Source organism: Streptomyces bambusae, from assembly GCF_020532645.1.
Taxonomy (GTDB): domain Bacteria; phylum Actinomycetota; class Actinomycetes; order Streptomycetales; family Streptomycetaceae; genus Streptomyces; species Streptomyces bambusae.
Genome location: NZ_JAJAUZ010000051.1, coordinates 1 through 18,102, shown reverse-complemented (window position 1 = coordinate 18,102; position 18,102 = coordinate 1). Strand labels below are relative to the sequence as shown.

Sequence of the window (18,102 nt, the reverse complement as noted above, 5' to 3'; positions counted from 1 at the left end):
GCTCCGGCCCGCTTGCGGAAACCCGCGGGCGATATTCACCCCGCACGGGTGAGCGTTCATTCGCCGGTGACGCCGTCGATCTGCTCGCGCAGCAGGTCCGCGTGCCCGTTGTGACGGGCGTACTCCTCGATCATGTGGGTGTAGATCCAGCGCAGGTTGAACTCCTCGCCCAGGCGGGAACGGCGCACCGCCAGATCGTCCAGGCCGTGCTTGGCCGCGATCTCCCGGGCCCGGTCGATCTCCGCCTGCCAGGTCGCCTCGGCGTCCGCGAACGTGTGCTCCTCGGTGACGTGGAAGTCGCCGTCCCTGTCCTCCGCCGTGGAATACAGGTCGGGCAGCTCCAGCCCCTCCAGCACCATGGCGAACCACCAGCGCTCGACCTCGGCCAGATGGCGTACCAGCCCCAGCAGGGTCAGCTCCGACGGAGCCAGCGCGGCCTTGCGCAGCTGCGCGTCGTCCAGGCCCTCACATTTCAGGGCGAGGGTCGCCCGGTGGTAGTCCAGCCAGCCCTCCAGGCTTTCGCGCTCGCCGGCGGTGGTGGAGGGTTCGGGACGTTCTGTAATGGTCATGGCGGTCATCCTCAGGGAACGCGCAGCTCAGCGCCAGGGATTAAGCTGCTGCGGGCATCGGAAGCAGCCGGCGGCGCGGTCGTGGACCGCGGCGGCCGGCTCGACACCAGAGGGAGGCATCCGGTGAAGGTCGGCTGCATCGGGCTCGGCGACATCGCGCAGAAGGCGTACCTGCCGGTCCTCTCGGCCCGGCCGGGTCTCGAACTCCACCTCCAGACCCGGACCCCCGCCACCCTGGAGCAGGTCGCCGCCCGCCACCACGTGCCCGCCGACCGCTGCCACACCGACCTCGACGCGCTCCTCGCCGCCGGGCTCGACGCGGCGTTCGTGCACGCCCCCACCGCCGTACACCCCGAGATCGTCGCCCGCCTCCTCGACGCCGGCGTGCCCACGTACGTCGACAAGCCCCTCGCCTACGACTACGCGGACTCCCGCCGCCTGGTCGAACGCGCCGAAGAACGCGGTGTGTCCCTGGCCGTCGGCTTCAACCGCCGGCACGCCCCCGGCTACGCGCAGTGCGCCGAGCACCCGCGCGAGCTGATCGTCATGCAGAAGAACCGGGTCGGGCTGCCCGAGGACCCCCGCACCTTCGTCCTCGACGACTTCATCCACGTCGTCGACACCCTGCGCTTCCTGCTGCCCGGCGACGCCGACCACATCGACGTGCGCGCCGTCGTCCGCGACGGGCTGATGCACCAGGTCGTGCTCCAGATGTCCGGCCCCGGGTTCACCGCGCTCGGCCTCATGAACCGGCTCTCCGGATCCACCGAGGAGATCCTGGAGGTCTCCGGCCAGGACACCAAGCGCCAGGTCCTCAACCTGTCCGAGATCGTCGACCACAAGGGGCAGCCCTCGGTGCGCCGCCGCGGCGACTGGACCCCGGTGGCCCGGCAGCGCGGCATCGAGCAGGTCGTGGACCACTTCCTGGAGGCCGTCGCCCTCGGCAAGACGCTCAGTGCCCGCGACGCCCTGCTCACCCACGACCTGTGCGAGCGAGTGGTGCTGACGGCTCTGGAGCAGGCCCTCTGACCGTCCGGGCCGCCTCGCCCGCGCAGAACAGCACGAGCACCAGCAGCGACCCGTACACCGGCCAGTTGCCGAACCGCACGTAGAGCGTGCTGCCGCGGACCAGCGGCACCTCCCGGACCACTGCGGTGCGCGCCCCGGTGCCCAGCGCTGGGCCCAGCCGCTCGCCCGCCGGACCGTGCACGGCGCTCACACCCGTGAGCGTCGCGTGCACCACCGGGCGGCCCGTCTCGGCGGCCCGCAGCGCTGCCAGCGACGCGTGCTGCTCCGGCGCCCAGCTCTGCTGGAACGACGACGTCGCCGACTGTGCGACGAGCAGCGCCGCCCCGTCCCGCACCAGGTGCCGGCCCATGTCCGGGAAGGCCGACTCGAAGCACACCAGCGGCCCGAAACGCACCCCGTCCCGGCCCGGCAGCTCCATCACCACCGGCGTGCTGCCCCGCTGCCGGTCCTCGCCCGCCGCCTTGCCCACCGACGTCGCCCAGCCCAGCAGCGCCCGGGCGGGCACGTACTCGCCGAACGGCACCAGCCGCATCTTGTCGTACCGGTCCCCGGTCGGGCCCTGCGGGCCGAACAGCAGCGCGCTCTTGTATATGCCCGCCGCCCGGCCGTCCGCGCCGCCGCCGCGGGCGTCCACGTTCACCAGCAGCGGCGCCCCGACCTGCGCCGACAGCACCGACAGCCGCCGCACCAGGTCCGGCCGCCGCGCCGGATCCGCGCCGACGCTGCTCTCGCCCCACACCACGAGGTCGACCGGCCGGCCGGCCAGCTGCCGGGTCAGCCGCTCCCCGGCCTCGAACCGGCGCTCCACCGAGTCCGCACCCGCCACCACCCCCGGCTGCACCAGCGCCACCCGCAGGCTTCCGTACGCCTCCGGCTGCGGGGCCGCCGCCCACACCACGCCGGTCAGCAGCGCGCACCCGGCGGTCCCGGCCAGCGCCACCCGCCGGCCCCGCGGTACGGAGATCAGCAGTGCCACCGCGCAGTTGAGGGCGACCACCACCAGGCCCACCAGCCAGACCCCGCCCACCGAGGCCAGCCGGAGCGCCGGCGGGACCTGCCACTGGGAGGCCCCCAGCAGCCCCCACGGCCCGCCCAGCCCCTGCCAGGACCGGACCAGCTCCGCCAGCAGCCAGCCGGCCGGCAGCACCACCAGCGCCCGGGCGGCATCGGCCGGTGCCGGCCGCCCGCCGAGCAGCCGGCGCACCAGCAGCCCCCACGGGATCCACAGCAGCCCCAGCAGCGCGGCCAGCGGCAGCAGGAACACGTGCAGGCTCGGCAGCAGCCAGTGGTGCAGGGCCACCATCAGCCCCCAGCCGCCCAGCCAGGCCTCCAGCGCGGCCCGCCGGGGCGTCGCCGAGGTCCGCAGCAGGAGCAGCCACGGCACCAGCGCGACGTACGCGAACCACCACAGCGACGGCGCCGGGAAGGCCAGCGCCGGCAGCGCACCCGCGGCCGGGGCCGCAGCGAGCCGCCACCTGCCGCGGGTGGCCCGCTGCGGACCGGCCGGGAATCGCATGACACGCCTCCGCTTTACAGTGTGGGCCCGTCCGGCCGCGCCTGTCCGTCCGGGCCCGCGGCGGCGAAGTGGCGCCACCGCTCGGCGACGGTCACCCGGCGCAGCCGCCAGCCGTCGTACGTGCGGGCGAGGGCGAACGTGTAGCGGCCGCCGGCCACGAAATTGGGTGCGGTCGACGGATCGGCCGCGCCGGTCAGCCGCATCGGGTTGACGAAGTCCGCGAGGACCTCGGCCCGGTCGCCCGGTGAGCCGCCCGCGTCCTCCAGGGTGATCCGCCGGTTCACGATCAGGTGCTGGCGGACCGGGAACATCTGCATGGTCTCCGCCAGCCAGTCCGCGACCTCCGCGGCCGGCCCCTCGATGCCGCCCGCAGAGCGGTAGTCGGCCCGCCCGTCCCGGGTGAACAGCCCCCGGTACGCCGTCCAGTCCCCGTCGTCCACCGCCACCGCGTATCCGGTGACCACCGCGTCCACCGCCAGCCGGTCCATCACCGTCGCGAGATCCACACGCTGCGTCATCGGGTCAGTGTGGGACAGCGCGCCCGCCAGGCCAAGGGCCGTGCGGGCACCGGATCCCGGCGGCCGCGCTCAGTGGCCGGAATGCGCCTCCCGCTGCCGTACGACGACCAGGAACGCGTCCGACGCCAGGTCCATCACCACCTCGGCGGCCACTCCCTCCCGCAGCCGCTCGGCCGCGTACTCCTCCGCGGGCCAGCTGCCGCGCGGACTCCCCGCCGGAAACCGCTCCAGCACCACTCGCCGTCCCATGGGCACCCCCAACTCGTCTGCCTGGTGCCACCCGCCCTGCCTCGTCCAGGACGGGCCCTGCAGGGACAACGACGCGGGGCCCGCCCGGGAACGTTCCCGGGCGGGCCCCGCGTCGTGCGACGGCCGCCGTCAGCCGGCGGACTCGCCCGCGTGCGGGCTGAGCACGCCGGCGCCGACCAGGATGAACAGCACGATGCCGAGGATGATCCGGTAGACCACGAACGGCATGAAGGACTTCGTGGTGATGAACTTCATGAACCACGCGATCACCGCGTAGCCCACGACGAAGGCGATGACCGTCGCGAAGATCGTCGGGCCCCAGGAGACGTGCCCCTCACCCGCGTCCTTCAACTCGTAGGCGCCGGAGGCCAGTACGGCCGGGATGGCGAGCAGGAAGGAGTAGCGGGCCGCCGCCTCGCGGGTGTAGCCCATCAGCAGGCCGCCGGAGATGGTGGCACCGGACCGGGAGACGCCCGGGATCAGCGCCATCGCCTGGCACACGCCGAAGATCAGGCCGTCCCGGACGCCGAGCTCCTTGAGGGACTTGCGCTCGCGCACCACCCGGTGCCGGCCGCCGGTCTCGTCGCGGGCCGCCAGGCGGTCGGCGATGCCCAGCACGATGCCCATCACGATGAGCGTGGTCGCGATCAGGCGGAGGTCGCGGAACGGACCCTCGATCTGGTCCTTGAGCGTGATGCCCAGGACGCCGATCGGGATGGAGCCGACGATGACCAGCCAGCCCATCTGGGCGTCGTGGTCACCGCGCATGCTGCGGTCGAAGAGCGACCGGGACCAGGCGGACACGATCCGCATGATGTCCTTGCGGAAGTAGATCAGCACGGCGGTCTCCGTGCCGATCTGGGTGATCGCGGTGAAGGCCGCACCGGGGTCGTGCCAGCCCGCGAAGGCGGCGGTCAGCCGCAGGTGGGCGCTGGAGGAGATGGGGAGGAACTCCGTGAGCCCTTGGACGAGACCGAGGATTAGGGATTCGAACCAGCTCATGTCGGGGTGCGCTCGTCCTTAGTGATCGTGGGCAGGTCGGGTCCGATGCTAGGGCCCGAAAGTGACGCCCCCGACCACAGGGGGGTGCTTGGGGACGAGACGGTGCCGCCGGCGCCACGCCACGGCCCCCGCGACCAGCCCGGACACCGCGATGAAGCCGAACGAGGCCAGGAAGACCGGCGAGGAAGGGGACGATGCGGTGCTGCCGGCGATCACGTACGCGGCCGTGTTCGGGACCGTGCCGAGGGCCGTCGCCAAGAGGAAGGGGAGCCACCGCATCCGGGACACCGCCGCGCAGTAGTTGGCCGCCGCGAAGGGCACGCCGGGGAAGATCCGCACCGCGAGCATCGAACGGAACCCGTGCCGGCTCAGCTGCCCGTCCGCCGCCTCCAGCCAGCGCCCGCGCACCAGCGGCCGCAGCGCCTCCCGGCCCAGCCCGCGGCCGAGACCGAACGCGATGCCCGCGCCGAGCACCGTCCCCGCCACCGCCGCGCCCAGGCCCAGCCAGGAGCCGAACAGCGCTCCGGCCGCCAGGTTCAGCAGCGGACGCGGGACGAACGCGGCGGTGCACAGGCCGTACAGGGCCGCGAACAGCAGCACCGCGGGACCGGCCGGCAGCGCGGGCGGCCAGCCGTCGGCCAGCAGCCGCTGCGGCTCGTACAGGACCACGCAGACCCCCGCCGACGCCAGGAGGACGACGAGCAGGGACAGCCGGGTCCACGGCGCGAGCAGGAAGGACATCCGGGGAGACTAACCGACACATATGTGTGATCGCCGTAACCGGGGTCTCATGCGGACGGACGACGGGGGAGGGGCGCGGCAGACGGTGCGCCGCGCGGCCCGGGAGCGCCCGCCGGCCCCAACCGGCCCCGGCCGCAGGGAAATCCGTTCGACGGGCGGCCGGGCGGACGGCATGATCGGAGCATGTCCCGGTTCGCCTTCCTCCCTGTGCCGTCCGCCGTCGCGGACGCGCCGAAGGCTGCCGTGGTGACGTCCTCGCCCTTCCCGGCCTTCTCGCCCTTCTCGCCCTTCCCGGGCCCGGCGGGCTGCTCGGTCTTCCCGGCCGGTGCGCCCGCCGCGCCCCACGGCGGCGCACGAAGCTGACCCTTCCCGGACCGTCCGGCGGACCCCGCAGGGGGAGGGTCGGCCAGGCCCGGGGGTCCCGCTTCCACCTCGTTCCGGGAAGGAACACGCTCAGCCATGCCCAAGACGGCATTCGTGCGCACCAAGCCGCACCTGAACATCGGCACCATGGGCCACGTCGACCACGGCAAGACCACCCTCACCGCCGCGATCACCAAGGTCCTCGCGGACCGCGGCGGCGCCTCCTTCGTGCCCTTCGACCGCATCGACCGGGCCCCCGAGGAGGCCCGCCGCGGCATCACCATCAACCTCGCCCACGTCGAGTACGAGACCGACACCCGCCACTACGCCCACGTCGACATGCCGGGCCATGCCGACTACGTGAAGAACATGGTCACGGGCGCGGCCCAGCTGGACGGCGCGATCCTCGTCGTGTCCGCGCTCGACGGGATCATGCCGCAGACCGCCGAGCACGTCCTGCTCGCCCGGCAGGTCGGCGTCGACCACATCGTCGTCGCCCTCAACAAGGCCGACGCCGGGGACCCCGAGCTGACCGACCTGGTCGAGCTGGAGGTCCGCGACCTGCTGACCGCGCACGGCTACGGCGGCGACACCGTGCCGGTGATCCGGGTCTCCGGGCTGGGCGCGCTGTCCGGCGAGCCGCGCTGGACGGCCGCGGTCGAGGCGCTGCTCGACGCCGTCGACACGTACGTCCCGACGCCGGTGCGGTACACCGCGGCGCCGTTCCTGCTGCCCGTGGAGAACGTGCTGACGATCACCGGGCGCGGCACGGTCGTGACGGGAGCCGTCGAACGCGGCACCGTGCGGGTCGGCGACCGGATCGCCCTGCTCGGCGCCTCCGGTCCGGCCGAGACCGTGGTCACCGGGCTGGAGACCTTCGGCAGGCCGATGGAGTCGGCCGAGGCCGGGGACAACGTGGCGCTGCTGCTGCGCGGGGTGCCGCGGGACGCCGTACGGCGCGGGGACGTGGTCGCCGCGCCCGGCAGCGTACGGCCGCGCCGCCGCTTCACGGCGCGGGTGTACGTGCTGTCCGCCCGCGAGGGCGGCCGGCACACGCCGCTGGCCGGCGGCTACCGGCCGCAGTTCTACGTCCGTACCGCGGACGTGGTCGGCGACGTGGACCTCGGCGCCGCGGCCGTGGCCCGTCCCGGCGAGACGGTCGGGATGACCGTCACCCTGGGGCGGGACCTGCCCCTGGAGGCCGGGCTCGGCTTCGCGATCCGCGAGGGCGGGCGGACGGTGGGGGCGGGGACGGTGACGGAGGTGCTGTGATGCGGATGCGGTGACGGGGGCGACCCCGGCGTGGTGGCGGCGGTCGGGCTGCGTCAGACTGCCGCCACACACCACGCACACGGCAAGGGGGACGCGGACATGGGCGGTACGGCACTGGTCCTCGGCGGCGGCGGGCTCACCGGGGTCGGCTGGGAGGCCGGCATGCTGCACGGGCTGGCGGAGGCGGGCGTCGACCTCTCCACCGCCGACCTGGTCATCGGCACCTCGGCCGGTTCCGTCATCGGCGCCCAGCTGACCTCCGGACTGCTCACCCTGCCGGAGCTGTACGAGCGCCAGCTCGGCGACGCCTCGGGGGAGACCCCGGCCCGGCTCGGGCCCGGCCTGCTCGCCCGGCACGCCCTCGCCATGCTGCGGGAGCGGGAGCCGCGGGCCTACCGGCGGCGGGTCGGCGCCTTCGCCCTGGCCGCGGACACCGGGGCGGAGGCGGACCGGCGCCGGGTGCTCGCGGCCCGGCTGGTCTCGCACGACTGGCCCGACCGGCGCCTGCTCGTCACTGCGGTGGACGCGCTGACCGGGGAGCTGCGTGCGTTCGGCCGCTCGGACGGGGCGGGACTCGTCGACGCGGTCGCCGCGAGCTGCGCGGTGCCGGGAGTGTGGCCGCCGGTGACCATCGGCGGGCGGCGCTTCATCGACGGCGGGGTGCGGTCGGCGACCAATGCGGACCTGGCGGGCGGGTGCGAGCGGGTCGTCATCCTGGCGCCGGTCGCCGCCGGGGCGGGGGTGCTGCCGTCTGCCCGGCGGCAGGCGGAGCGGTTGCGGGCGGGCGGGGCGTCGGTCCTGCTCCTCACGCCCGACAAGGCGTCGCGGGCCGCGTTCGGGCGCAACGTCCTGGATCCGGCGCGGCGGGCGCCGGCTGCGGTGGCGGGGCGTGCGCAATCTCTTGCGCACGCGGCCGAAGCGGCGGGCTTCTGGACCCGCTGACCCGTCGGGGCTCCGCCCCGCTCCCCGCGCCTCAATCGCCGGCGAGGCCTGACTTTCCCCCGCAGCATCCAGCCCCTGGGCAGTCCCCGGCAGGGGAGAACCCAGCCCGTCCGGCGATTGAGGCGCGGGAAGCGGGGACAATGGGCGGGTGGACGATGCGATGCCCGTGATGCGGGAAGTCGGCGGCGGAACCGCCAAGCTCATGCCGGACGTGGACAGCGGCAACGCCTGGCTGCTCACCGTGTCCGGCGCACCCCAGTCGTACGTGGACCTCGACGATCCCACGCACCTCGAATTCGAGTACGTCCGCCGCCTCGGCCACGTCCTCGACACGGTCGCCGCCCCCAGCCGCCCCCTGGACCTCGTCCATCTCGGCGCCGGCGCCTGCACCCTCGCCCGCTACGCCGCCGCCACCCGCCCCGGCTCCCGCCAGCAGGTCGTCGACGCCGACGCCCCGCTGCTGGCGCTCGTCGAGGAGGTGCTGCCGCTGCCCGCCGCCGCGGGGATCGCCGTACACGCCGCCGATGCCCGCGCCTGGCTGGCCGCCGCCCCGGCCGGCAGTGCCGACGTCCTGATCGGGGACGTGTTCGGCGGCTCCCGCGTACCTGCCACGCTCACGTCCGTGGAGTACGCCCGCGAGGCGGCCCGCGTGGTGCGCCCCGAGGGCATCTACGCCGCGAACCTCGCCGACGGCGCCCCGTTCGACTTCCTCCGCTCGCAGCTGGCGAACTTCGCCACCGCCTTCGCGCACCTCGCCCTCGTCGCCGAACCGGCCGTCATGCGCGGCCGCCGCTTCGGCAACGTGCTGCTGCTCGCCTCGCACGCCCCGCTCGACCTGGCCGCCCTGGCCCGACGCTGCGCGGCCGACGCCTTCCCGGCCCGGGTGGAGGAGGGGTCCGCGCTGGCCCGCATGATGCGCGGCGCGACCCCGGTCGGGGACGTGGACGCGGTGCCGTCGCCCCCGCCGCCGGAGGGCGCGTTCAGCCTCGGCTGACCGGGGGTCAGGAGCCGTCCCGCACGGCGCCGGCCGAAGACTCGCCCGCAGCGCCCGCAGCGCCCGCAGCGCCCGCCGGGGCCGGAGCCCCGGCGCTCCCCGCCACCGGGTCCGTCCGCCGGGTCATCCGCCGTACGTCCGGGACCAGCAGGACCGCCGAGGTCACCAGGACGACCAGGCCCGCGCAGCCCCACAGCGCCGCGGTGCGCCCGACGGCGGACTCCACCGGGCCCGCGACCGCGGTGGCCAGCGGCAGCATGGAGACCGAGCCGAACCAGTCGTAGGCGGAGACCCGGGACAGCTTGTCCTCGGGTATCTCCTGGTGCATGGTCGTCATCCACGAGACGCCGAACACCTCGATCGCCGTGCCGCTGACGAACATCACCGCGCACAGCCCCCACACCGGCAGCGGCACCGCGAGCGCCGCCGACGGCAGCGCCAGCGGGAACACGCACAGGGTGGCGGCCAGCAGCAGCCGCCGGGGCTTCCACCGCATCATCAGCACGGCGCCCGCGATGGTGCCGACGCCGAACGCGCCGAGGGCCAGCCCCCAGGGCGCCGCCCCGCCCAGTCGATCGCGCGCCACCAGCGGTCCGTAGACGGACTCGGCGGCGCCGACCACGGCGACCACGACGGAGAACTGGAGCACGATGCTCCACAGCCAGGGCCGGGTGCTGAACTCCTTCCAGCCCTCGCGCAGGTCGGCGAGGAGCCCGCCGCCGGGCTCGCGTTCGGGGATGTGGCTCACGTCGAGGAACGCCCGGAGCGCGCCGGCGAGGGCGAACGCGACGGCGTCCACGGCGAGCACCCAGCCCGGCCCCATCGCGGCGATCATCGCCCCGCCCAGGGCCGCGCCGCCGATCCCGGCGCCGTTCATGGCCAGCCGGAACAGGGCGAACGCCCGGGCGGCCTGCTCGCCGGTGACGGTGGAGAGCAGCATGCCCTCGGCGGCCGGGTTGAAGAACGCCTGGCCGGTGCCGCCCAGCGCGCTCAGCAGCATCATCTGCCACAGCTCCGGCCGCCCGGTGAGGACCAGGACGGCGAAGACGCCCTGCGAGGCGCAGTTGAGGGCGTTGGCCGCGACCATCACCCGGTGCCGCGGCAGCCGGTCCGCGAGCGCGCCGCCGACCAGCAGGAACAGCACCAGCGGCAAAGTGCGGGCGGCGGCGACCAGGCCCACGTCCCCACCGGATCCGCCGGCCTGGAGCACGGCGAAGGCCGCCGCGATCAGGGCGCCGTGGCTGCCCAGGTTCGTCACGACCGCGGCGGCCGTCAGCAGGGTGTAGTTGCGTCCCGCCCACGAGGGGCGGCGGCGCAGTGCGGTGGGAGAGCTCACCACGGGACTATCCCTGCCGCGGCCCGGTAATCCAAATGGGTTACCGGGCTGCGGGGGCTGCGGGGGTGGGCGGCCGCCCGGTCACCGGACGCGAAGCGGCCGGATCGGCGGACGGAACGCCGGCCGGACCACCGGCCGGATCACTGGCCCGTGAGACGGACCGTGCTCATGATCTTCTTGGAGGTGGCCGAGGGGATCTCGTCCTTGACCCGGTCCACCGCCACTAGCACGAAGCTGGCGTAGTCACCCTTGGCGGTCTTGAAGCTGAAGGCCAGTGCCTTGCCGTCGGTGTCGCACTTGCCGGTCTTCTTCATGCCCTTCGCGCTGGCGCTGGCGTAGTGGCCCTTCAGGCCCGACTTGCTTGTGTACGCCTTCGCCTTGGACACCTTCACCGTGCCCTTCGGGGCCTTCTGCGCGAACCCGGCCCAGACCCAGTTGCCGGCCTCGTTGCGGGCCGCCTCGGCGGTGCTCTTGGCGCCCTGGCCGCCCTTGGTGCCGGCGTCGGCGAGGCTGGTGTTCTCCGTCTCGCCGTCCTGGTTGGTGTCCGTCGTGCACCACTCCTCCTTGAGGGTGGCGGTGCCCGACATGCTGACGACCGGCATGCCGTCGTTCTTCTTGGCGTCCAGGAAGCCGCGGGAGACCGACTGCTTGTCGACCTTCCACTCCGGCGGCACGTCGAAGGCGACGCCGTACTTCGGGTTGGCCACGACCTTCCAGCCGGGGATCGACGGCGGGATGTCGCCGCCGGCCCGCGGGTTCGCGGTGGGCGACGCCGGCTGGGTCGGGGCGGCGGGCTTGTCGTCGGCCACGTCCTTCTTGCCGTCGTCCTTGTTCATGACGATGCCGGCGGTCACCGAGGCGGCGACCACCACGGCCACGGCGGCACCGATGGCGACGATCTTCGTCGTGTTGCGGCCCTTGGGCGGCTCGGGCTGCCAGGACTCGACCGTCGGCGGCTGCGGGTATCCGAACTGCCCGAACTGACCGTCCGGACCGGGCTGCTGCGGGTATCCGAACTGGCCCTCCGGGGCCGGCTGCTGCGGGTAGCCGTACGCGCCGGGCTGCGGGGCCGGCTGCTGCGGGTAGCCGTAGCCCGCCGGCGGTGCCTGCGGCGGCGTCTGCTGCGGGTAGCCGTAACCACCCGGCTGCGCCGGCTGCTGGTAGGGGTTCGGCTCCCCCGGCTGCTGGTACGGGTTCGGCTGCCCGTTCTGCGCGTTCTGCTCGCCCCCGGGCGGCTGCTGTTCTGGCCACATGGCCAGTAACCATAAGGGGGGAGGGGTGGCAGGGCTACGGCCGCCCCCGGCCAGGGTCTGGCCAATATCCGCTACTCGCGGGTAACATCCTGCTCCATGAGCGCTGATCAGATGAACGTGGGCGAACTGCTCGCCGCCACCGTGCCGATGGCCCGCACGCTGAACCTGGAGTTCCTGGAGACCACCCCGGAGCGTGCCGTCGTGCGGCTGCCGGACCAGGCCGCGTACCACAACCACGTCGGCGGCCCGCACGCCGGCGCCATGTTCACGCTGGCCGAGTCCGCGAGCGGCGCGATCGTCCTCGCCGCCTTCGGCGACCAGCTCCAGCGCGCCGTGCCGCTCGCCGTCAGGGCCGAGATCGGCTACAAGAAGCTCGCCAAGGGCGTCGTCACCGCGACCGCCACCCTCGGCCGCCCGGCAGCCGAGATCGTCGCCGAGCTCGACGCCGGCGGCCGCCCCGAGTTCCCCGTCACCATCGCGATCCAGCGCGAGGACGAGGCGGTCACCGGCGAAATGACGGTCGTCTGGACCCTCCGCCCCAACAGCTGACCCACGTCCCCCTTTCCTCCGCACGCCCGCCCGGGCACCCCGCCAGCCGGGACCCCGGGCGGGCGTGCGGCGTTTCCGGGGCGGGTCCCGCGGCTGCCCGCGACCGGCTCCGACCGGCCCGGCCGGGTCCCGTCCGACCGGACCGCGGTGCCCTGCGGCCTGGGCGACCGGTCTGCCGGGTGCCCGGACCCGCCGGTGCGTCGTGTCCCGCAGCCGGGGGGAATCCCCGGGGCGGCCGGGGCGCCTGACGTGGTCCCGGCGGCGGCTGGCGCACAGTGGCCGCGCGGCCGGCGCCTGCCCGGGCCGTGCACGCCGGATCCCGCCCGGGCCGCCGGGTCCCGCCCCGCGTCACTCCCGTACCGGGGCGGGCCGCGCGGGCAGCGTCCGGACGGCGCGGCACCGCGGGGCGGCCGCGACGTGCCGCCGACCCCGAGGAGGGACCGCCGATGAGCGAGGCCGTTTCCCGACGTTCCGCGATCCGTCTGCTCGGGGCGGCCACCGTCGCCTCCGGCATCGCCGGCTGCGCACCCCCGCCGCCCGGCCCGCAGACCGCCGCCGCCCCCGCCGAGGCCGCCCCCGCCGTCCGCCGGGCCGCCCGCCCCGGCAGCGAGGCCCGCGTCGAAGCCCTGATCGAACGCCTCACGATCGACGAGAAGATCCGCGTCCTGCACGGCGACCGCGACCCCGCCCCGCTCGGCCAGGCCGGCTACCTCCCCGGCGTGCCCCGCCTCGGCATCCCGCCGCTGCGGCTCGCCGACGGGCCCGCCGGCGTCCGCGTGGCCCGACCGGCCACCGCCCTGCCCGCGCCCGTCCTCCTCGCCTCCGCCTTCGACCCCGCCCTCGCCCGCGAGTACGGCCGGGTCATCGGCCGCGAAGGCCGCGCCCTCGGCCAGGACGTCCTCCTGTCGCCCATGGTCAACCTGATCCGCACCCCGTACGCCGGACGGAACTTCGAGACCTTCTCCGAGGACCCCCGCCTCACCGCCGACCTCGTCGCCGAGATGATCCGCGGCATCCAGGAGGAAGGCCTGATCGCCACCGTCAAGCACTTCGCCCTCAACAACCAGGAGGAGGGCCGCACCACCGTCGACGTCATCGCCGGCGAGCAGACCCTGCACGAGACCGAGCTGCGCGGCTTCGAAGCAGCCGTCGACGCCGGCGTGGGCGCCGTGATGGGCGCGTACAACAAGGTCAACGGCACCCACGCGTGCGAGAACAAGCCCCTCCTCGACGACCTGCTGCGCAACCGCTGGGGCTTCGCCGGCTGGGTCATGTCCGACTGGGACGCCACCCACAGCACGGCCCGCGCCCTCGGCGCCGGACTCGACATGGAGATGCCCGGCGGCCGGCACTACGGCGACGCACTCAAGACGGCCGTCACCGCCGGATCGGTCCCGATCGCCGGCGTCGACCGCGCGGTGCGCCGCATCCTCACCACCCTCGACCGCTTCGGCCTCCTCGACGGCACCCCGCCGCCCCGGCCCGCCCGCGACCCCGCCGCGGGCGCCGACGTCGCCCGCAGGATCGCCGAGGCGGGCGCCGTGCTGCTGCGCAACGAACGCGGCACCCTCCCGCTCGCCGCCCCCGCCGCCCGCGCCCTGGCCGTTATCGGACCCACCGGCAGCGTGCCGTTCGTCAGCGGGGGCGGCAGCGCCCACGTCGTCCCCGACCGCGCCGACAGCCCCTTCACCGCCCTCACCGCCCGCGCCGCCGGCGCCGCGAAGGACGCCCGGGTCACCCGGGCCCTCGGCGAGGACCTCTACGGCCGCCCCCTGCCCGCCGCCACCCTGGCCCCCGCCACGGACCTCGACGACCGGCAGGTGCCCGCCGGCCGCACCTGGGCCTGGGAGGGCACCCTCACCCTGCCCGCCGAGGACGAATGGACGCTGATCGTCCACTACACCGGCAAGCGGCCGGCCGTCCGCCTCGACGGGGCCGAACTGTTCCCCGTACGCGCGGGCGTGGCCGAGTACTTCGCCGGCGGGCTGCTCGCCGCCGCCGCCGACGGACTCACCGTCCGCCGCGCCACGGTCAAGCTCGCGCCCGGCCCCCACCGGCTCGCCGTCCGGGCCGACGGCGGGACCACCGGCCAGCGCTTCCGGCTGCGCCACACCAGCCGGGCGAGCCGCGCCGAGGACCTCGCCACCGCCGTGCGCACCGCCAAGGCCGCCCACAGCGTCGTGCTCTTCGCCTACGAGGACGCCACCGAGGGCCGCGACCGCACCACCCTCGCCCTGCCCGGCGCCCAGCAGCAGCTGATCGAGGCCGTCACCGCCGCCAACCCGCGCACCACGGTCGTCCTCAACACCTCGTCCAGCACCGCCATGCCCTGGCTCGCGAAGACGGGCGCCGTCCTGCAGATGTACTACCCGGGCCAGGAGGGTGCGGCCGCCACCGCCGCCGTCCTCTTCGGCGACGCCGACCCCGGCGGCCGCCTCACCCAGACCTTCCCCGCCTCCGACACCCGGCACCCCGTCGCCGGCGACCCGCTCCGCTACCCCGGCGTAGGCGGCCGGCAGGAGTACACCGAGGGGGTGCACGTCGGGCACCGCTGGTACGACGCGCAGCGGGTGGCACCGCTGTTCCCGTTCGGGCACGGGCTCTCGTACACCACGTTCGGCTACGAGAAGCCGGCCGTCCGCCCCGACGGGGACGGGCTGCGCGTCGAGTTCACCGTACGGAACACCGGCCGCCGGGCCGGTACGGACGTCGCGCAGGTGTACCTGGGGCCCTCGCCCGACCTGCGCCTCGACCAGCCGGTCCGGCTGCTCGCCGGCTACCGTCGGCTCACCCTCGCCCCCGGCGCGGCCCGGCGCGTCGCCGTCGTGATCGACGCCCGCACCCTGTCGTCCTGGGACCCAGGACGGCACGGCTGGGTACGGGGCACCGGGCGGCGGGTGGTGCAGATCGGCCGCTCCTCCAGGGACCTTCCGCTGCGGGCCGAGGCGCTGGTACGGGCCACCGGCGGAGGCTGACGGGGCACGCGGAGCGGGTAGGCTGCCCAGCCGTGCGCCGCGCGGGCGCACAGGGACGCGGGAGGACCCGGCAGTGCACATCCAGGACTGGCTCGAAACCGTACCGGCGGTCGCCGTCTACCTGCTGGTCGGCGTGGTCATCGGACTGGAGAGCCTGGGCATTCCGCTGCCCGGCGAGATCATCCTCGTCAGCTCCGCGCTGCTCGCCTCGCAGCACGGCGACATCGACCCGGTGATCCTCGGCGCCTGCGCCACGGCCGGCGCGATCATCGGCGACTCGATCGGGTACGCGATCGGGCGCAAGGGCGGACGGCCGCTGCTGGCCCGGCTCGGCAAGCGGTTCCCGAAGCACTTCGGGGAGCAGAACATCGCGATGGCCGAGCGGTCCTTCCAGAAGTGGGGCATGTGGGCGGTCTTCTTCGGCCGCTTCGTGGCCCTGCTGCGGATCTTCGCCGGGCCGCTGGCCGGGGTCCTGCAGATGCCGTACTGGAAGTTCTTCATCGCCAACGTCTTCGGCGGGATCCTGTGGGCCGGCGGCACCACGGCCGTCATCTACTACGTCGGCGTCGTGGCGGAGGCCTGGCTGAAGCGGTTCTCCTGGCTGGGGCTGGTGCTGGCGGTGCTGATCGGTGTGACGTCGATGCTGGTGCTGAAGAAGAAGGCGCGGAAGGCTGCGGCCGCCGCGTCCCCCGAACCGGTCTCCGACCCCGTCCCGGTCCCCGCGGGCACGTCCGACTGACCCGCCCCGCCCCTGCCCCTGCCGCCGAGCCGCAAAGACCTGGGCTCTGCCCCGGACCCCGCACCTCAATAGGCGGCGGGGCTGGATTTCCGGGGCTCTGCCCTGGCCCGGGGGTAGCGGGCGGGCCCGGTCCGGGCGGCGCGCCTCTGCCTGCGGGCAGGGGGCGTATGCCAGCTCGTCCGGCGTTTGAGGACCGGGGTGCGGGGCGGAGCCCCGAAATCCAGCTCCGCCGGCGCTTGGGGCGCGGGGTCCGGGGCGGAGCCCCGTGGGTCAGGGCTGCGGGGTCACGTCCGCGCGATGCTGCTTCGCCAGCTCCACGTACATCGCCGCGTTGACGCGAAGCCCCTCCCGCTCCTCGTCCGTCAACGCCCGCCGCACCTTCGCCGGCACCCCCGCCACCAGCGACCCCGGCGGCACCACCATCCCCTGCGGCACCAACGCCTGCGCCGCGACCAGCGAGCCCGCCCCGATGACCGCCCCGTTCAGGACGGTCGCGCCCATCCCGATCAGGCAGTCGTCCTCGACCGTGCAGCCGTGCACGACCGCGTTGTGGCCGATGGACACCCGCTCGCCGACCGTCACCGGGAAGCCGGGGTCCACATGGAGCGTGCAGTTGTCCTGCACGTTGCTGTCCGCACCGAGGCTGATGGGGCCGCAGTCGCCCCGCAGCACCGCCGAGTACCAGACGCTCGAACCGGCGGCGAGCGTGACGTCGCCCACCACCACGGACGTCGGCGCGGTGAACGCCTCCGGGTCCACCTGCGGGCTCTTGCCGCCGACACCGGCGACGAGCGCCCGGTCCGCCTGACTGCTGGTCATGGTCTCTCCTCTTCGTACACACGCTGCGCGCCCCCAGCACCGTAGGGCACGGGCCGTCGCGCACCGACGATGGGGTGAAGATCACAGGCCGGTCGGCCGGACGCACCACGCCGTGCGGACTACCGTGGCCGGGTGCCGAAGAACCAGAACACGTTCTCATCCCTGGCCGCCTGGCGGCGACGGGCCGCCTCACGCGCCGCCCACGCCGGGTGGCGCTGGATGCAGCGGGCCGGGTCGATCTCCGCGCAGACGCCGGGGCGGCTGCGGTTCGGCGCGATCGGCGCCGGCACCCGGCTGGCCTTCCCGCAGGGCACGGTCTTCGGCGAGGAGTGGATCCACCTCGGCAGCTGCTGCATCATCGCCGAGCAGGTCACGCTGACCGCGGGCATGATGCCCGGGCTCGACCTGGGGCTGGAGCCGGTGCTCGTGCTGGGGGACGGGGTGGTGCTCGGGCGCGGCAGCCACGTCATCGCCGACAGCCGGATCTCCATCGGGTCCGACACGTTCTGCGGACCCGGGGTGTACATCACCTCCACGAACCACAGCTACGACGATCCCGACGAGCCGGTCGGCCGGCAGTGGCCGCGCAGTGCGCCGGTGGAGATCGGGCCGGGGTGCTGGCTGGGCACCGGGGCGGTCATCCTGCCGGGGGCGAGGCTGGGGCGGAACGTCGTGGTCGCGGCGGGGTCCGTGGTCCGGGGCGAGGTGCCCGACCACGCCGTCGTCGCCGGCGCGCCGGCGCGGATCGTGCGCCGCTACGACCCCGACCAGGGGTGGCAGCCGCCGCTCCGCACCCCTGCCCCCGTCCCGATCCCCTCCCACGTCACCCCCGACCAACTGATCGCCCTCGCCGAAGCGGAGCGCCTGGGCCGGCTCCCGACACCGTGACGGCCTCCGGCCTCCGCCGCGACCCCGTCGGTCTCTCGTACCTCCGCCGCGATCCGGCGGCCTCTCGAACCTCCGGCCGTGACCCGGCGGGCTCTTGCCTTGCGCCTTGACCTGACGGGCTTGCCGCCTTCGCGGTGAACGGCGCGCGGGGGAATCCCAGCCCCTGCGGCGCTTGAGACCCCGCGGGGGCACATCCAGCCTCTCCGGCGTTTGAGGAGCGGGTCTGGGCGGTGCCCGGGGGCTGGCGTCGCACCTCCAGCCTCTCCGGCGTTTGAGGAGCGGGTCTGGGCGGTGCCCGGGGGCTGGCGCCGCCATCCCCAGCCCCTCCGGCGTTTGAGGAGCCGGTCC

18 protein-coding genes are annotated in these 18,102 nt (G+C 74.8%); 9 read left to right on the top strand and 9 right to left on the bottom strand.

Going from position 1 to position 18,102, the window contains the following annotated elements; genetic code table 11:
- Positions 1–56 precede the first annotated feature (56 nt).
- Positions 57–578 carry a DinB family protein gene (locus tag LG634_RS28145; protein ID WP_372482505.1) on the bottom strand — a complete coding sequence of 174 codons (522 nt, stop codon included), beginning with the start codon at positions 576–578 and terminating at the stop codon, positions 57–59.
- 114 nt (positions 579–692) lie between these two features.
- On the opposite strand from LG634_RS28145, the gene LG634_RS28140 reads away from it, so the two are divergent.
- Positions 693–1,598, top strand: coding sequence for a Gfo/Idh/MocA family protein (locus LG634_RS28140; protein WP_226737662.1), 906 nt, complete (start codon positions 693–695; stop codon positions 1,596–1,598).
- Here LG634_RS28140 and lnt read toward each other — a convergent pair.
- The 5 genes from lnt to LG634_RS28115 all read right to left on the bottom strand — a co-directional run bounded on the left by lnt (position 1,543) and on the right by LG634_RS28115 (position 5,624).
- Positions 1,543–3,114, bottom strand: a complete 1,572-nt coding sequence (gene lnt, locus LG634_RS28135; protein ID WP_226737660.1) for an apolipoprotein N-acyltransferase — start codon at positions 3,112–3,114, stop codon at positions 1,543–1,545. The two genes, LG634_RS28140 and lnt, sit on opposite strands and share 56 nt — an antisense overlap.
- Positions 3,115–3,128: 14 nt before the next feature.
- Complete coding sequence (locus tag LG634_RS28130; RefSeq protein ID WP_226737658.1) at positions 3,129–3,632, bottom strand: nuclear transport factor 2 family protein; 504 nt, start codon at positions 3,630–3,632, stop codon at positions 3,129–3,131.
- A 69-nt stretch (positions 3,633–3,701) separates the two neighbouring features.
- Entirely contained in the window at positions 3,702–3,881 is a 180-nt protein-coding gene (locus LG634_RS28125) for a DUF8839 family protein (protein ID WP_226737656.1), read from the bottom strand.
- A 129-nt stretch (positions 3,882–4,010) separates the two neighbouring features.
- Positions 4,011–4,883, bottom strand: a complete 873-nt coding sequence (locus tag LG634_RS28120; protein WP_226737654.1) for an undecaprenyl-diphosphate phosphatase — start codon at positions 4,881–4,883, stop codon at positions 4,011–4,013.
- A 48-nt stretch (positions 4,884–4,931) separates the two neighbouring features.
- On the bottom strand, positions 4,932–5,624 hold the full coding sequence (locus LG634_RS28115; protein WP_226737652.1) for a TVP38/TMEM64 family protein: 693 nt from the start codon (positions 5,622–5,624) through the stop codon (positions 4,932–4,934).
- A 183-nt stretch (positions 5,625–5,807) separates the two neighbouring features.
- On the opposite strand from LG634_RS28115, the gene LG634_RS28110 reads away from it, so the two are divergent.
- The 4 genes from LG634_RS28110 (at position 5,808) to LG634_RS28095 (ending at position 9,195) form a co-directional block, all read left to right on the top strand.
- A complete protein-coding gene (locus LG634_RS28110; RefSeq protein WP_226737651.1) occupies positions 5,808–5,987 on the top strand; it encodes a hypothetical protein in 180 nt (59 codons plus the stop codon).
- 96 nt (positions 5,988–6,083) lie between these two features.
- Complete coding sequence (gene tuf / locus LG634_RS28105; protein WP_226737649.1) at positions 6,084–7,259, top strand: elongation factor Tu; 1,176 nt, start codon at positions 6,084–6,086, stop codon at positions 7,257–7,259.
- Positions 7,260–7,358: 99 nt separating this feature from the next.
- Complete coding sequence (locus tag LG634_RS28100) at positions 7,359–8,201, top strand: patatin-like phospholipase family protein (RefSeq protein WP_226737647.1); 843 nt, start codon at positions 7,359–7,361, stop codon at positions 8,199–8,201.
- Positions 8,202–8,361: 160 nt separating this feature from the next.
- Positions 8,362–9,195 carry a spermidine synthase gene (locus LG634_RS28095; protein ID WP_264203694.1) on the top strand — a complete coding sequence of 278 codons (834 nt, stop codon included), beginning with the start codon at positions 8,362–8,364 and terminating at the stop codon, positions 9,193–9,195.
- A 7-nt stretch (positions 9,196–9,202) separates the two neighbouring features.
- Here LG634_RS28095 and LG634_RS28090 read toward each other — a convergent pair whose 3' ends face one another.
- Both LG634_RS28090 and LG634_RS28085 read right to left on the bottom strand, forming a co-directional pair.
- The gene (locus LG634_RS28090) at positions 9,203–10,534 is read right to left on the bottom strand and encodes an MFS transporter (RefSeq protein ID WP_226737643.1); all 1,332 of its coding nucleotides are present in this window, start codon (positions 10,532–10,534) and stop codon (positions 9,203–9,205) included.
- A gap of 137 nt (positions 10,535–10,671) precedes the next feature.
- Complete coding sequence (locus tag LG634_RS28085; protein ID WP_226737641.1) at positions 10,672–11,784, bottom strand: DUF8017 domain-containing protein; 1,113 nt, start codon at positions 11,782–11,784, stop codon at positions 10,672–10,674.
- Positions 11,785–11,880: 96 nt separating this feature from the next.
- On the opposite strand from LG634_RS28085, the gene LG634_RS28080 reads away from it, so the two are divergent.
- From LG634_RS28080 to LG634_RS28070, 3 genes are all read left to right on the top strand, one after another.
- On the top strand, positions 11,881–12,333 hold the full coding sequence (locus LG634_RS28080; protein WP_226737639.1) for a DUF4442 domain-containing protein: 453 nt from the start codon (positions 11,881–11,883) through the stop codon (positions 12,331–12,333).
- A gap of 446 nt (positions 12,334–12,779) precedes the next feature.
- Positions 12,780–15,308, top strand: coding sequence for a glycoside hydrolase family 3 protein (locus LG634_RS28075; protein ID WP_226737637.1), 2,529 nt, complete (start codon positions 12,780–12,782; stop codon positions 15,306–15,308).
- A 73-nt stretch (positions 15,309–15,381) separates the two neighbouring features.
- Positions 15,382–16,047 carry a DedA family protein gene (locus tag LG634_RS28070; protein WP_226737635.1) on the top strand — a complete coding sequence of 222 codons (666 nt, stop codon included), beginning with the start codon at positions 15,382–15,384 and terminating at the stop codon, positions 16,045–16,047.
- 270 nt (positions 16,048–16,317) lie between these two features.
- Here the strand turns inward: LG634_RS28070 and LG634_RS28065 are convergent, their stop codons facing one another.
- Positions 16,318–16,866 (bottom strand): gamma carbonic anhydrase family protein, encoded by a 549-nt coding sequence (locus tag LG634_RS28065; protein ID WP_226737633.1) that lies wholly within the window; start codon positions 16,864–16,866, stop codon positions 16,318–16,320.
- A gap of 132 nt (positions 16,867–16,998) precedes the next feature.
- Here LG634_RS28065 and LG634_RS28060 point away from each other — a divergent pair, with 132 nt between their 5' ends.
- On the top strand, positions 16,999–17,754 hold the full coding sequence (locus LG634_RS28060; RefSeq protein ID WP_226737632.1) for an acyltransferase: 756 nt from the start codon (positions 16,999–17,001) through the stop codon (positions 17,752–17,754).
- Positions 17,755–18,102 lie beyond the last annotated feature (348 nt).